Raw genomic sequence first — 14,223 nt, 5'->3', positions numbered from 1 at the left:
CCAACCCCACTCGCGGTAGGCCGCAAGGCGAGGAGGAGCGCGCTATGACCGTCCGGCTCTTCGGCTGCGTCTGCGGTCAGTTCCACAGTCCAGGCTCGGGGCTCGGCATGGACATTGGGCGAGTGGCCGTACCGATCCCGTTCTATGTCATCGAGCATCCGGACGGCGTGACGCTGTTCGACTGCGGGCTGCACGCGGAGCTGTGCGATCCCGCCGATCCATATCGCGAGCGGCTGCGCAGCCAGGATCTGGACTCGCCTGTCGAGCCGCACGAGCTGGCGTCAGCGCATCTGGAGCGGCTGGACATTGATCCGGGCAAGGTGCGCTACGTGGTCCTGTCGCACCTGCACTTCGACCACGCCGGGGGCCTGCACCAGCTTCCGAACGCGACGGTCGTCGTGCAGAGCCGCGAGTGGGCGGCGGGCGCCGATGCCGAGATGCGCCGCCGCTATGCGCTGCCCAGGCGCTTCTTCGATCTCGGGCATGACGTGAAGCTCATCGACGGCGAGCACGACCTGTTCGGCGACGGCGCGGTGACGCTGCATCCCAGTTTCGGCCACACGCCGGGGCACCAGTCGATGCGCGTGCGGAGCGGCCAGGGCGACCACATCCTCGTCGGCGACGCCTGCTATCGCGCGGGCGTGGTGGAGACCCGGGCCTTTCCGGCGCACGCCGACCACGCAGTGATGGGGCGTTCGCTGGATGCGCTGCTGGCGATGCGCGGGTCGGACACGGTCATGGTCTTCGGCCATGACCCGGGCCAGTGGGGCCCGAACGCGGTGCTGCCGTCCGCCCGCACCTGACGTGGCGACACCGTTGCGGAGCCCGAACGCGGCTCCATGATGCCTCCAAGCGGAGGAACGAGACGATGCGCGCGCTGCAGGTGACCAGCCCTTGGGGCCCCGACGCCATCCGGGTGATGGAGGCGCCCGAGCCCACGCCGGGCCACGGCCAGGTGCTGGTGCGGATGAAGGCCTGCTCGCTGAACTACCGCGACTTCCTGATGATCCACGGCATGTACGGCCGCGCCGCAGCGACGGCGAACGACGTGATCACGCCCTTCTCGGACGGCTGCGGCTATGTCGAGGCCGTCGGGCCCGGCGTGACGCGGTTCAAGGTTGGCGACCGGGTCTCGACGCTGTTCTTCCAGAACTGGGTGTCGGGGCCGCCGACGCTGGAGAAGCTGTCGAGCGCCCTGGGCTTTCCCGTGCCGGGGGCCGGCGCAGAGCTGCAGGTGTTCAGCCAGGAGGGCCTGTCGAAGGTCCCGGACTTCCTCACGGACCACGAGGTCGCGACGCTGCCGTGTGCGGCGCTGACGGCCTGGCGCGGCCTGTTCGTGGATGCACGGCTCGAGCCCGGCGACACGGTGGTCCTGCAGGGCACGGGCGGGGTCTCGATCTTCGGCCTGCAGTTCGCGCGGGCGGCGGGCTATCGGACGCTGATCACCTCGTCGTCCGACGCCAAGCTGGAGCGGGCCAGGGCGCTCGGGGCCCATCACCTGGTGAACTACAGGCAGACGCCGGCATGGTCGAAGCCGGTCCGTGAGGTCACCGAGGGCCGCGGCGCCGACTTCATCATGGAGGTGGGCGGCGGCGGCACCATCCAGGAGAGCATGAAGGCCGTCAGGATCGGCGGGCACATCGCCATCATCGGCATCGTCGCCGGGGCGGGGGAGCCGTTCAATCCGACAGCGCTGATCGGCAACTCCGCCAAGCTGCAGGGGCTGTCGGTCGGTTCGCGCGACATGTTCGAGGCCATGTGCCGGTTCATCGACCTGCATCGGATCAAGCCTGTCGTCGACAAGGTGATGCCGTGGACCGAGGCCAAGGCCGCGATCGCCGCGATGGGCGCGGGCGAGCACTTCGGGAAGATCGTGCTGGAGTTCTGATCTGAGACGTACATCTTGACGTGAGACAAATGTCTCATTATCTCGCGCGCCACAGTCGAGCTGGAGGGTTGCGAGATGGCGCTGACGCGCGAGCAGATGGATCGGAAGATCGACGAACACTTCGCCTTCGCACAGGCGGACGACGTGGAAGGCGTGCTGGCGACCATGCACGCTGACGCCGAGCACGACATTGTCGGCTGGCCAACGGGGCCGACGCGTGGGCGGGACGGGGCGCGGCCGTTTTACGAGACGCTGTTCGCCGATCTGGCGGACGGGCGGATCGAATGCCTGCGGCGTCTCTACGGCGAGGACTTCCTGGTCGACGAGTCCCTCTGGCGTGGCAAGGCGGTCGGCCGGCCTTTCGGCCTGGAGGGCCGGGATCGTCCGCTGGAGTTCCGGCTGCTGCACGTGGTCGAGTTCGCCGACAACGGCGACATCCGCCGGGAGAACGTGTGGCTCGACATGGCCGCGATCTTTCAGCAGCTCCCGCAGTGAGCGGCCGCGAGAACCAGCGGCGGCGCACGCGCAAGGCGCTCTTGGAGGCCGCCGCCAAGCTGACCCGCGAAGGGCGCAAGCCCAGCCTGGAGGAGGTCGCGGAAGCCGCGCTGGTCTCGCGGGCCACCGCCTACCGCTACTTCCCGAGCATCGAGGCGCTGCTGGTGGAGGCGTCCCTGGACGTGGCCATGCCCGAGCCGGGCGACCTCTACCAGGGCATGCCGGCCGATCCCGTGGCCCGCCTGGAGCGGCTGGACGCGGCGCTCGACACACTGCTGGAGGCCAACGAGCCGCAATTCCGGATGATGCTGGCCAATTCCATGGCCCAGGCCTTGGAGGGCGAGAGTTCGCCGCGACGGCAGAACAGGCGCACGCCGCTGATCGAGGCGGCCCTTGAGGGCGGCGACTTCACGCCAGCGGCGCGTGCAAAGCTGAGCCGGGCGCTGGCCGTGCTGATCGGCACCGAGGCGATGGTCGTCTTCAAGGACGTGCTGCAGCTCGACGCCGCCGAGGCCCGCGCCGTGAAGCGCTGGGCCATCAGGGCTCTGGTGGACGCCGCCCGCGGCTAGATGCCCGGATCGAAGCCGCCTTCCAGCCAGGCGAAGATCTGCTCGGCCGCCTGGTCGGGCGAGATCGCCGTGGTGTCGATGCGGATCTCGCCGTTTTCGGGCGGCTCGTAGGGGCTGTCGATGCCGGTGAAGTTCTTGAGCTCGCCGGCGCGCGCCTTCTTGTAGAGCCCCTTCACGTCCCGCTTCTCGGCCTCGGCCAGCGGCGTGTCGATGAACACCTCGACGAACTCGCGCTCGCCCATCAGCTCGCGGGCCATTCGGCGCTCGGCGCGGAAGGGCGATATGAAGCTGACCAGCACGATCAGGCCTGCGTCGACCATCAGCTTGGCCACCTCGGCGACCCGTCGGATGTTCTCGACGCGGTCCTCTTCGGTGAATCCCAGATCCTTGTTGAGGCCGTGGCGGACGTTGTCGCCGTCGAGGATGTAGGTGTGGCGCCCCTCGGCGTGCAGGCGCTTCTCGACGAGGTTGGCGATGGTCGACTTGCCGGCCCCGGAGAGGCCGGTGAACCAAACGACGCGCGGCTTCTGGCCCTTCAGGGCGGAGCGCGCTTCCTTATGAACATCAAGGGCTTGCCAGTGGATGTTCTGGCTGCGCCGCAGGGCGAAGTTCAGGAGGCCCGCGCCGACCGTGCGGTTCGACAGCCGGTCGATCAGGATGAAGCCGCCGAGGTCCTTGTTCTCGACGTAGGGGTCGAAGGCGATGGGCGCCGAAAGCGCCAGGTTGCAGACGCCGATCTCGTTCAGCTCCAGCCGGGTGGCGGCGAGCTTCTCGAGCGTGTTGACGTTCACCTTGTGCTTGGGCTCGGTGATCTGGGCCGTCACCGTGCGCGTGCCGAGCTTCAGGAGATAGGGGCGGCCGGGCAGCAGGGCCTCGTCGTCGAACCAGACGATGGTGCTCTCGAACTGGTCGGCGACTTCCGGCGGCTCGCTCGCGGCGGCGAGGACGTCGCCGCGGCTGACGTCGATCTCGTCCTTGAGGGTGATGGTGACCGACTGGCCCGCGACCGCCTGGTCGAGGTCGCCCCGCATCGTGACGATGCGCTCGACGGTGCTCTCGCGACCCGAGGGCAGGGCCTTCACCTTCTGGCCCGGCTTCACGATGCCCGAGGCGATCTGGCCTGAGAAACCGCGGAAGTCGAGGTTCGGCCGGTTCACCCATTGGACGGGCATGCGGAACGGCTTTTCCTGCAGGTCGTCCTCGACCGGCGCGTCTTCCAGCCAGCGCATCAGCGGGGGCCCGGCGTACCAGGGCGTGTTGGCCGAAGCTTCCGTGATGTTGTCGCCCTTCAGCGCGGACATCGGGATGGCGGTGAAGTCGCGGATGCCGATCTGGGCGGCGAAGTCGTGGTAGTCGGCGACGATCTGCTCGAACGTCTCCTGGCTCCAGCCGACTAGGTCCATCTTGTTGATCGCGAGCACGACGTGGCGGATGCCCAGCAGGCTGACGAGGAAGCTGTGCCGGCGCGTCTGCGTCAGCACGCCCTTGCGCGCATCGATCAGAATGACCGCGGCGTCGGCCGTGGAGGCGCCCGTGACCATGTTGCGCGTGTACTGCTCGTGGCCGGGCGTATCGGCGACGATGAACTTCCGCTTGTCCGTCGAGAAGAACCGGTAGGCGACGTCGATGGTGATGCCCTGTTCGCGCTCGGCGGCCAGACCGTCGACCAGCAGGGCGAAGTCGATCTCGCCGCCCTGGGTGCCCACCTTTTTGCTGTCGGCTTCGAGGGCCGCAAGCTGGTCCTCGAAGATCATCTTGCTGTCGTAGAGCAGCCGGCCGATCAGCGTCGACTTGCCGTCGTCCACGGAGCCGCAGGTGATGAAGCGCAGCAGGCTCTTCACCTCGTGCTGCTTCAGGTAGGCCTGGATGTCCTCGGCGATCAGAGCGGACTGGTGGGCCATCAGAAGTAGCCCTCCTGCTTCTTCTTCTCCATCGAGGCGGCCTGATCGTGGTCGATGACCCGCCCCTGGCGCTCGCTGGTCGTGGTGAGCAGCATCTCCTGGATGATCTCGGGCAGGGTGGCGGCGGTGCTCTCGACGGCGCCGGTCAGCGGGTAGCAGCCCAGCGTGCGGAAGCGCACCGACTTCATCTGCGGGGTTTCGCCATCGCGCAGCGGGAAGCGGTCGTCGTCGACCATGATCAGCGTGCCGTCACGCTCCACCACCGGCCGCTCGGCCGCGTAGTACAGCGGCACGATGGGGATGTTCTCGAGGAAGATGTATTGCCAGATGTCGAGCTCGGTCCAATTCGAGATCGGGAACACGCGGACGCTCTCGCCGGGGTTCTTGCGGGCGTTGTAGAGCTTCCAGAGCTCGGGACGCTGGTTCTTCGGGTCCCAGCGATGCTGGGCCGAGCGGAACGAGAAGATGCGCTCCTTCGCGCGTGACTTCTCCTCGTCGCGCCGGGCGCCGCCGAAAGCCGCGTCGAAGCCGTACTTGTCTAGCGCCTGCTTCAGCCCTTCGGTCTTCCAGACATCGGTGTGCACCGCGCTGCCGTGGGTGAAGGGATTGATGTTCTGGGCCAGCGCGTCGGGGTTCTTGTGGACCAGCAGCTCGAAGCCCAGCTCGCGGGCCATACGCTCGCGCATCTCGTACATCGCCCGGAACTTCCAGGTGGTGTCGACGTGCAGAAGCGGGAAGGGCGGCTTGGAGGGGTAGAAGGCCTTGGCTGCGAGATGCAGCATCACGGCCGAGTCCTTGCCGATCGAATACAGCATCACCGGCCGTTCGCACTCGGCGACGACCTCGCGCATGATGTGGATGCTCTCGGCCTCGAGCCGCTGCAGGTGGGTGAGCGTCTGTCGGGACAAGGCGTCTGCGGGGTCGGTTGAACGGGCGAGGACGCGAGCGTCCATGATAGGACCTTACAGCAAAGATTGAAGATTTCCCGTGCGCAGTCGCTCGCGCCCGGGCCGGCCCTGTCGCTGAGTTAGAGGAGGGGCCGGACACAGGCAAGGTGAGCCGCCCCCAGGAATTCTCTGGCCCAGGCCAGCGAAAGTGGACGGCCCGCCACGCGCTTCAGCCCTGAAACGCAATCGGACTGGCGGCCCGTGGCCGCGCGTGGCATCAATCGGGGTGGAAACGCATACCCGTTCTTCGAGCCGGAAAGCCGGCCTGCGGGTGACTAGGGGGAATCGATGAGCGTCGACGCCGTGCAGGCGCCCAAGGTTACGGGCAGCTACCGTTATCTCGTCGTCTGGCTTCTGGCCGTCGTCTACACGCTGAATTTCCTCGACCGGCAGATCGTCTCGATCCTCGCTGAGCCGATCCGCGAGGATCTGAACCTCACGGACACCCAGCTGGGCATGCTTGGCGGTATCGTCTTCGCGCTGTTCTACACGGGCTTCGGCATTCCGGTCGGCTGGCTCGCCGACCGCGCGCGCCGCGTCTGGATCATCTCGGGCGCGTGCGCTCTGTGGAGCCTGTTCACCGCCCTGTGCGGCACGGCGACCAACTTCGTCCAGCTCGCCCTGTACAGGATGGGCGTCGGCATCGGCGAGGCCGGCGGATCGCCGCCGTCCTACTCGCTGATCTCGGACTACTTCAAGCCGGAGGAGCGGGGGACGGCGCTCGCTATCTACTCCCTTGGCGTCCCGGCCGGGTCCATGTTCGGCGCGGCGTTCGGGGGCTGGATCGCAGCCGAGCATGGCTGGCGCACGGCCTTCTTCGTCATGGGCGTGCCGGGCATCATCCTGGCGCTCGCGGTTCTGTTCATCGTCCGCGAACCGAAGCGCGGCGGGCTGGACGCCTTCGCCGAGGGCAAGGACAGCCACGACGCAGCGCCGTCGATCGTCACGGCCTTCGCGGGCTTCTTCAGCAACCGCACGCTCGTGCTCACGGCGCTCGCGGCCGGCCTCTCGGCCTTCGTCGGCTATGCCGCCCTCACCTGGAACCCGCCGTTCCTCATGCGAGTGAAGGGCATGAGCCTGACCCAGGTGGCCGCATACTACAGCCTCGTGCTGGGCATCACCGGGATGATCGGCACGTTCGGCGCGGGCTGGCTGGTGGACAAGCTGGGCGCCAAGGATCGACGCTGGTTCGCCTGGGTTCCGGCGATCGCCTTCGCCATCACCATCCCGTTCTGGGTCGGCCTGCTGTATGCGCCGACCTGGCAGGTCGCCCTCGCGTGCATGGCGGTCCCGGCTCTGCTCAACAACTGCTACCTGGCTCCGGCCCTGGCCGTCGTCCAGAATGCGGTCGCCCCGAACCGCCGCACCATTTCGGGCGCGATCCTGCTCTTCGTCCTGAACCTGATCGGGCTCGGGATCGGACCGGTCTACGTGGGCCGCATCTCGGACATGGCGAAGGCAGAGCATGGCGACAACTCGCTGGTCGTCGGCTTCACCTGGCTGATCCCGGTCATCGTGGTCACCATCCTGGCGCACCTGCTCTCCGCCTGGTCGATCAGCCGCGACAAGCGCCTGGCGGCTGCGATCGGCTGAGGCTCTGAGCTGTGGATAGGCGCGCGCGCCGCATCCCCTGAGGGTCGGCGCCGGGCTATGGTGCGGATGTGGGGCGTTCCTGATTCCCGAGTAGAGTTCCGTGCGCGAGACTTCCAACCCGATGTGGATCCGCAGCTATGCGCTGACGCCGAAGCGGCTCAGCGAAGGCGGCTGGGTTTGGCTGAAGCCGTACGAGTGGCGCTGGCAGCGGCCGCGCGCCGACACGCCGAACGCGGTGAACCCGCCGAAGCTGGTCACGCGCAAGGCTGCGAAGGCGGGCTGAGCCCTTCGTTCGTGGTCCGAAAACCGCGAACATGACCTGATCTGTGTCCGAAAACCGCGAGACTGGCGCGCGAACGCGGCGCATCTTCGCGGCCATGGACATGGACTTCGAAGCCTGCCGCCGCGCCTTCGTCACCCGCGACCACCGGTTCGACGGACGCATCTTCGGCGCCGTGAAGACGACTGGCATCTACTGCCGGCCGATCTGCCCTGCGCGGACGCCGAAGCCTGAGAACATGGTGTTCTATCCGAGTGCCGCCGCGGCGCAGGAAGCGGGCTTCCGTCCCTGCCTCAGGTGCCGCCCGGAGGCGTCGCCCGACCTCGGCGCGTGGCGGGGGACTTCCAACACCGTGTCGCGCGCGCTGGCGCTGATCGAGGGCGGCGCCATGGACACGGGCGACGTCGACGCCCTTGCCGCGCGGCTCGGCGTCGGTGAGCGACAGCTCCGCCGGCTGTTCCGGCAACATCTCGGCGCCTCGCCGGTCTCGGTGGCCCAGACCCGCCGCGTACTGCTGGCGAAACAGCTCATCCAGGAGACCCGCCTGCCGATGGGCGAGGTGGCCCTGGCCGCCGGCTTCGGCAGCGTGCGTCGGTTCAACGAGACCTTCCAGCAGCTGTTCGGCCGCCCGCCGGGAGAGCTGCGCCGCTCGCGGCAGGACGACGTTCCGGCCGCCGAGGGCATTGTCGTTCGACTGCCCTACCGGCCGCCGTACGATTGGGACGCGATCATCCGCTTCCTGGCCGATCGGGCCATTCCTGGCGTCGAGAGCGTGGAGCCGCGGCGGTACGCCCGCACGCTGGAGGTCGACGGCGCGCGTGGCGTGGTGGTGGTGACGCCGCGCATTGGTGACGACGCCCTGAACGCCGAGATCCACTTCCCGAAACTGAAGGCGCTGCCGGCGGTGATCGCGCGGATCCGGCGCGTGTTCGATCTGGCGGCCGATCCGGCGCTGATCGGAGATCACCTCAGCCAGGACCCCGCGCTGGCTCCGCTGGTGACGGCGCGGCCGGGGCTCCGTGCGCCCGGAGCATGGGACGGCTTCGAGCTGGCGGTCCGCGCCATACTGGGCCAGCAGATCACGGTCGGCGCGGCGCGCGCCCTGGCCGGCAAGCTGACCGAGGCGTATGGCGAGCCGATCCACGATCCGGCCGCGGCCAAACTCGGCCTGACCTGTGTCTTCCCGCCCCCGGAGCGCTTGGTTGGGCAGGACATCGCGGCGTTGGGCATGCCCCGCGCCAGGGGCGCGGCCTTGGAGGCGCTCGCGCGCACCGTCGCCGAAGACCCCGCGATCTTCACGCCCCGGGCTGACCTGCAGAGCGCCGTCGCGGCGCTGAAGGCGTTGCCCGGCGTCGGCGAGTGGACGGCCCAGTACATCGCCCTGCGCGAGCTGCGCGAACCCGACGCTTTTCCAGGGGCGGACATCGCCCTGCTGCGCGCCATGGCCGACGAGAGCGGCCGCCGACCGACCGCAGACGAACTGCTTGCCCGCAGCGAGCGGTGGCGCCCATGGCGCGCCTACGCCGCCCAACATCTCTGGGCCCACGATGCGGCTCAATCCGAGACCAAGAGGACCAAGAGCGATGCCAAAGACGCAAGCCGCCGCGCAGCCTGAGACGCTGACGCTCGATCGAATCCAGACGCCTATCGGGACCGCGCTGGTGGTCACCGACGAAGAAGGCGTGCTTCGCGCCTTCAACTGGACCGACTACGAGGATCGCATGCGCTCGTGGATCGGCCGCCGATATCCCAAGGCCGCCCTGGCGGAAGGGCGCAGTCCGACCCGTCCGGCCTTTGAGCGCTATTTCGCCGGGAATCTCGATGCCCTGTCGAGCGTGCCTTGGGACGGCGCCGGTACGGAGTTTCAGAAGAAGGTCTGGGCGACGCTCTGCGATATCCCGACGGGAGAGACCTGGACCTACGCCAAGCTCGCCCGGGCGATCGGGAAGCCGGCGGCGGTGCGCGCCGTGGGCCTCGCAAATGGCTCGAACCCCGTGGCGGTGGTGGTGCCATGCCATCGGGTGATCGGCTCGGACGGGTCGTTGACGGGCTACGGCGGCGGCCTGCCGCGCAAGAAGTGGCTGCTGGCCCACGAGGGTGCGACCTTCAAGGACCGGGTGGCCGCCTGACGCGGTCCGCAACATTGCGGAAATTTAAGGAACGGAGCCGGGTGCGGCGAAGCTTGGCGTGACGTATAACACCGCTCGGCGGAGTCGCGCTGGGATCGGGAGAGGGCCGATGGCGACATTGACGGAAGTTGTGGCCGCGGTGGTCGTGCATTCGTCCGCTGTCGCCTTCTCGCATTTCGGCGTGACCCTGGACGCCCCGACCTTCGAACGGCCGGCTCCGACGGCGGAACAGCGCGTCGTGGCTCGCTCCCCCCGGAAGGCGCAGAAGGTCTCCGATAAGGCCGCCGTCGACTGCCCCGACGAGCGCAAGGCTGTTGTCGTCCGGGCCTGAGGCTCATCGGTCCCGCGACAATCCGACCCGAATGACCTGCTGATTCGCGGCGGCTGTTTGCGTCCGCTCGCCGGGCGGGTAATCCTTTCCGCAGCGTAGCGGGGAAGGGGATTGCCGCGCATGAAGTTCTCGAAGCGGCGACAACCGGCTGATTTCGGGGCTGTGGCCGGGCTGGCGCCTGCGTCGCAAGCCGATGCGGAACCGGTGCGCGAGAGCCTTGCCGAAGCCGAGGCGCAGGCCCTCCCGCCGCTGGAGCCGCCGCCCGCCGCCGCGCAGGTGACGACGCAGGACGCGCGCATGCCGGCGCCGAGGCCCGAGTTCCAGCCGGAGCCGACCTACGGCCCCTCGACCATGGACGAACTGGCGCCGCCGTCGGGCTGGCCGATCTGGGTGGCGGCTGTGGCCGTCTCGGTCCTCTGGGCCATCGCCCCGATCGCGTTTGCGGTGGGCTATCGCGGCGGCGTGGCGCCGCTGCAGAACGATAGCTTCGCCATGGCCGTCTTCGCGCTCCTGGCCATTGGACCGGCGGCGTTCGTGTGGGGCGCGGCCTTCATGATCCGGCAGGGCCAAAAGCTGGCCTTCGAGGCGCGTCGAGCGAAGACGATGGCCGAAGACATGCTGACGCCGGCCGTCGTCGCCGCCGCGCGCGCCGGCCATGTGGCGCAGGCGGTGCGCGACGAGATCGCCCGTGCGGGCGCGACGGCGGAGGACGCGCGCGAAACCCTGCTGGCCCTGCGCGACGCCCTGGCGCTGGAAACCGAGAAGCTCGCCGGCGCCACCGCCCAGTCGGTGCGCACCGCCCAGGAACTTGCCGGTACGCTAGGGCGCGAGCGCAGCGAAATGGGCGAACTCGCCCACACCTTGGACGCCCAGGCGACCCGGGTGGCCGATTCCATCACCCTGCACGCTAAGATGGTCGCCGATGCAGCGGGCCTCGCGGAGACGCAGATCCGGGAAGCCGAGACCGCGCTCGGCGCCCGCGCCGCAGACCTGGCCGCCGCCGCCGGCGAGGCCAGCGACGCCGCGCGCATGGCGGGCGAGGATCTGACGCGTCACATCGCGCGCCTGGAGACCGCCGGCGTAGGCGTGGCTGAACAGGCGCGCGCCGTCGAGAGCGGGCTTTCGGAACAGCGCGCGGCGCTGATCACCCTCGCCGCCGCGCTGCGCTCGGACCACGAGAACTTCTCCAGCGAGGCCGAAGCCCACGCGGCCCGTCTGTCGGAATTCATCGGCCAGGCTCGTCTCTCGGCCGCCGAGATGAGCGACCGCGCCACCAAGGGCGGCGAGGCGCTGCGACAGCTGATGGCCGATGCGGCCCTGCAGTTCCGCGATCTGGCGGAAACGGCGAAGGCCGAGCGCGAGGAATTCGGCCTCTCCACCCTTCATGCCCTCGAGGCGGTCTCGGCCGCCGCCGCGAACCAGCGGGCGAAGCTCGAGGCGCAGACCCGGGCCGCCATCGACGCGCTGGCCGCCGCCGCCGAGGAGACCCGCGAAGCCGCCGCGCGCCACGCCGCCACCGCGCGCGAACAGGTGGACCAGCTCTCGGAAGCCGCGTTCACCGCCGGCCAGAAGGCCAACCAGGTGTTCGAGGCCCGGCTCGAGGAAGCCCGGGCGCTCGTCGAGCAGTCTTCCAGGATGGTCGAGGAAGCCGGCGCGGCTACCTCCCGGAAGCTGGAGGAGGGCGCTGTGGCCGCGCGCGCGACGTTGGACGAGCTGTCAGCCATGCTGGGCGAGCTGGAGCAGCGGGCCTCGCGGCTGCCCGCCGCGGCCCGCGGACAGGCCGAACAGGTCAAGGCCGCGGTCGCCCACGGCATGGACGAGCTGATGGAGCAGGCCCGACGCACCGCCGAGGAGGCGCAGGCCATCGACGCGGCGTTCCAGGATCGGGTCCGCCGCAACTTCGAAATGCTGTCCGAGGCCGTGCGGCTGATGGGGACCGTGGCCTCGGCCCCGGCGCCGCTTCCGACGCCGCCGTCGCGCGCAAGGGCCGCTGCCTCTGCGCGGGCAGATTCGCCGCCCGCGGAAGCGCCTCATGCGGACACGCCGGCCTTCGAGATCTTGGCTGAGCCAGCCGATGAGGAGCCCCTGGAGCTGGACGCGCCGGCCGCCTCCGAAGCGCCGCCGGAAGCGCCGGAAGCGCCGGCGCCGGGCGGCGCCTTGGCGCAGCAGCTCGGCCTGCGTGCGCGACTGAAGTTGACGCCCACCGCCACGGACCGGGAGTTCACCGCCGTCTTCGCCGCCGCCGGAGGCAGAGCGGCGAGCCCCGCGACCGACGACGACGAGGCCGAGGAAACGCCGGCCGACGGCGACACCTGGACCTGGAAGGACCTGCTGGCCTCTCTGGACGGCTCCGACGGCGAAGGCGAGCGCCTGGAGGCGGCCCTCGCGGCCGAACTCGCTCGCATGGGGGTCGATCCCGCCAAGCTGCTGCCCAAGGGCCGCATCGAGGAGATCGCCGCGGCGGTCCAGACCGGCGACGAGGACGGCGCGCGGCAGGTCGTGAAGAAGCTCGCGCCGGCCGCGACGCGGCGCATCGCGCGTCGTCTCTTCACCGACGACGAGGTCAAGCGGAGGACCGAGGTGTACCTGCGCCGCTACAAGACCTTGATCGACGATGCGGTGGTCCGCGATCCGCAGGGACACCTGATGGTCGAACTGCTGGCCGGTGAGCCGGGGCGGCTGTACCTGTTGCTGGACGCGGCCGCGGGCGGGATGCTCTAGCACCTCGGGGAACCTGAGCCGCCATCGCCGGCGTTAGTCGGCGATGGACGAGCATCGCGCCCATACCGCCTGGCGGCGCGCCGAGCGCATCCGCATCCTTTCGGACCGGATGGTCGGCATCGGACCGTTCGGCATCGGCATCGACGGCGTGCTGGCCTGGGTGCCTGTGGCCGGCACGGCCTATTCCGTCGGCGCGGCGGCCCTCCTGTTCGCCGAGGCGGTTCAGGCCGGAGCCTCGCGCGGCACTCTTGCGAAGATGGGGCTCCTGCTGGGCCTCGACACGATCAGCTCGGGCGTGCCCCTGGCCGGCTGGGCCGTCGACACGCTGTTTCCTGGACACGCCATGGCCGCCAAGGCCCTGCAGAAGGACATCGAGCGCCGGCACGGCCGCCCGGCCGACCTCGAGGATGAGGAGGTGCGGGCGCGGCGCGCCCGTCGCGTCGGACCGCGGCCGATCCCGTAATGTCGCGGGGATGACATAACCGAAGAGCCCCCGGAAAGTTCGAAGCCGGGGAGGGCGCAATCTCTCGCAGCAGCCCGGTAAGACACGCCGGCAGTAGAGGAGCGCTTGCATGCCGATCATCAGCTTTGTGGAAGAGGAAGGGCCGGGCCAAGGTCGCGGCCACTACGAACACGGCCAGGGCAAGGGCCTGGGCCACCTCAAGCATGCCGACGACGCGATGTCAGACGGCGTTTACACCGTGCGGATCGACGGGATCGACGTCGACAATCCGACCACGACCAGCGTCACCTCCGCGACCACCGTCCTGGCGGACGGCGGTCTCCTGAACACCGAAGTGCGCCAGGGTGAGATCAGCATCGACAGCATCGGCGGGCAGGAGGCGCTGCACCTTGTCACCGACGTCGACAACGGCCGGCTTCGGCTGAACGTCGGGCTCGATCAAGACCAGCAGGTCACCCTGGGCGACCTGGGCACGCTGCGGTTCGACTACTATGTGGCCGAGTCCACCCGAACCGACGTGATCCCGGTGCTGCGCCTCGTGGTCGACGCCGACGGCGACCTGACGACGACGAGCGATCGCGGTGAGCTGGTCTTCGAATGGGCCTACCAGGGCGAAAGCCCGGCTCCGACGGACAGCTGGCAGACCGCGGACCTTTCGGGTGACGACTGGACGGCGTGGCAACGTTCGCTCGGGGTGAACCGCGACCAGATCGCCAACATGACGACGCTAAGCGACTGGTCCGACGCCGACGGCTACACGCCCGCCGGCGGTCTGCATTTCGACGCCGACAGCGTCGTCCTGGGCTGGTCTCTGGCGCTGGGCTCGGGGAACGGCGCGACCGACGCCTACGTGAACAACCTCGCCCTAGGCGGCGTCACCTACGAGTTCGGCTGAACCCGCGGACC

The 14,223-nt window shown here is 69.3% G+C and carries 14 protein-coding genes; 12 read left to right on the top strand and 2 right to left on the bottom strand.

The window, feature by feature from the left end; translation table 11 throughout:
- Positions 1-44: 44 nt before the first annotated feature.
- From ACO2Q0_RS03380 to ACO2Q0_RS03365, 4 genes are all read left to right on the top strand, one after another.
- Positions 45-803 carry an N-acyl homoserine lactonase family protein gene (locus ACO2Q0_RS03380; protein ID WP_423350063.1) on the top strand — a complete coding sequence of 253 codons (759 nt, stop codon included), beginning with the start codon at positions 45-47 and terminating at the stop codon, positions 801-803.
- Between the two features lie 65 nt (positions 804-868).
- Entirely contained in the window at positions 869-1,888 is a 1,020-nt protein-coding gene (locus tag ACO2Q0_RS03375; RefSeq protein ID WP_423350062.1) for a zinc-dependent alcohol dehydrogenase family protein, read from the top strand.
- 75 nt (positions 1,889-1,963) lie between these two features.
- Positions 1,964-2,383 carry an ester cyclase gene (locus ACO2Q0_RS03370; RefSeq protein ID WP_423350061.1) on the top strand — a complete coding sequence of 140 codons (420 nt, stop codon included), beginning with the start codon at positions 1,964-1,966 and terminating at the stop codon, positions 2,381-2,383.
- Positions 2,380-2,952 (top strand): TetR/AcrR family transcriptional regulator, encoded by a 573-nt coding sequence (locus tag ACO2Q0_RS03365; RefSeq protein WP_423350060.1) that lies wholly within the window; start codon positions 2,380-2,382, stop codon positions 2,950-2,952. The genes ACO2Q0_RS03370 and ACO2Q0_RS03365 overlap by 4 nt, the downstream gene beginning before the upstream one ends.
- Here the strand turns inward: ACO2Q0_RS03365 and cysN are convergent.
- A complete protein-coding gene (gene cysN / locus ACO2Q0_RS03360; protein ID WP_423350059.1) occupies positions 2,949-4,853 on the bottom strand; it encodes a sulfate adenylyltransferase subunit CysN in 1,905 nt (634 codons plus the stop codon). The two genes, ACO2Q0_RS03365 and cysN, sit on opposite strands and share 4 nt — an antisense overlap.
- Positions 4,853-5,806, bottom strand: coding sequence for a sulfate adenylyltransferase subunit CysD (gene cysD / locus ACO2Q0_RS03355; RefSeq protein WP_423350058.1), 954 nt, complete (start codon positions 5,804-5,806; stop codon positions 4,853-4,855). The genes cysN and cysD overlap by 1 nt, the downstream gene beginning before the upstream one ends.
- Before the next feature lie 282 nt (positions 5,807-6,088).
- Here cysD and ACO2Q0_RS03350 point away from each other — a divergent pair, with 282 nt between their 5' ends.
- The 8 genes from ACO2Q0_RS03350 (at position 6,089) to ACO2Q0_RS03315 (ending at position 14,212) form a co-directional block, all read left to right on the top strand.
- Positions 6,089-7,393: a spinster family MFS transporter gene (locus ACO2Q0_RS03350; RefSeq protein ID WP_423350057.1), complete on the top strand. Its 1,305-nt coding sequence runs from the start codon at positions 6,089-6,091 to the stop codon at positions 7,391-7,393.
- 100 nt (positions 7,394-7,493) lie between these two features.
- Positions 7,494-7,676, top strand: coding sequence for a hypothetical protein (locus tag ACO2Q0_RS03345; protein WP_423350056.1), 183 nt, complete (start codon positions 7,494-7,496; stop codon positions 7,674-7,676).
- 94 nt (positions 7,677-7,770) lie between these two features.
- Positions 7,771-9,288 (top strand): AlkA N-terminal domain-containing protein, encoded by a 1,518-nt coding sequence (locus ACO2Q0_RS03340; RefSeq protein ID WP_423350055.1) that lies wholly within the window; start codon positions 7,771-7,773, stop codon positions 9,286-9,288.
- Positions 9,257-9,802 (top strand): methylated-DNA--[protein]-cysteine S-methyltransferase, encoded by a 546-nt coding sequence (locus tag ACO2Q0_RS03335; protein ID WP_423350054.1) that lies wholly within the window; start codon positions 9,257-9,259, stop codon positions 9,800-9,802. The genes ACO2Q0_RS03340 and ACO2Q0_RS03335 overlap by 32 nt, the downstream gene beginning before the upstream one ends.
- A 109-nt stretch (positions 9,803-9,911) precedes the next feature.
- Entirely contained in the window at positions 9,912-10,133 is a 222-nt protein-coding gene (locus tag ACO2Q0_RS03330) for a hypothetical protein (RefSeq protein WP_423350053.1), read from the top strand.
- 120 nt (positions 10,134-10,253) lie between these two features.
- A complete protein-coding gene (locus ACO2Q0_RS03325; RefSeq protein WP_423350052.1) occupies positions 10,254-12,854 on the top strand; it encodes a polar localization protein TipN in 2,601 nt (866 codons plus the stop codon).
- A 43-nt stretch (positions 12,855-12,897) separates the two neighbouring features.
- Positions 12,898-13,317, top strand: coding sequence for a DUF4112 domain-containing protein (locus ACO2Q0_RS03320; protein WP_423350051.1), 420 nt, complete (start codon positions 12,898-12,900; stop codon positions 13,315-13,317).
- 109 nt (positions 13,318-13,426) lie between these two features.
- Positions 13,427-14,212, top strand: coding sequence for a hypothetical protein (locus tag ACO2Q0_RS03315; protein ID WP_423350050.1), 786 nt, complete (start codon positions 13,427-13,429; stop codon positions 14,210-14,212).
- Positions 14,213-14,223 lie beyond the last annotated feature (11 nt).

This window comes from Phenylobacterium sp. VNQ135, assembly GCF_049445735.1.
GTDB lineage: Bacteria > Pseudomonadota > Alphaproteobacteria > Caulobacterales > Caulobacteraceae > Phenylobacterium.
This window is presented reverse-complemented; position numbering and strand designations above follow the sequence as displayed.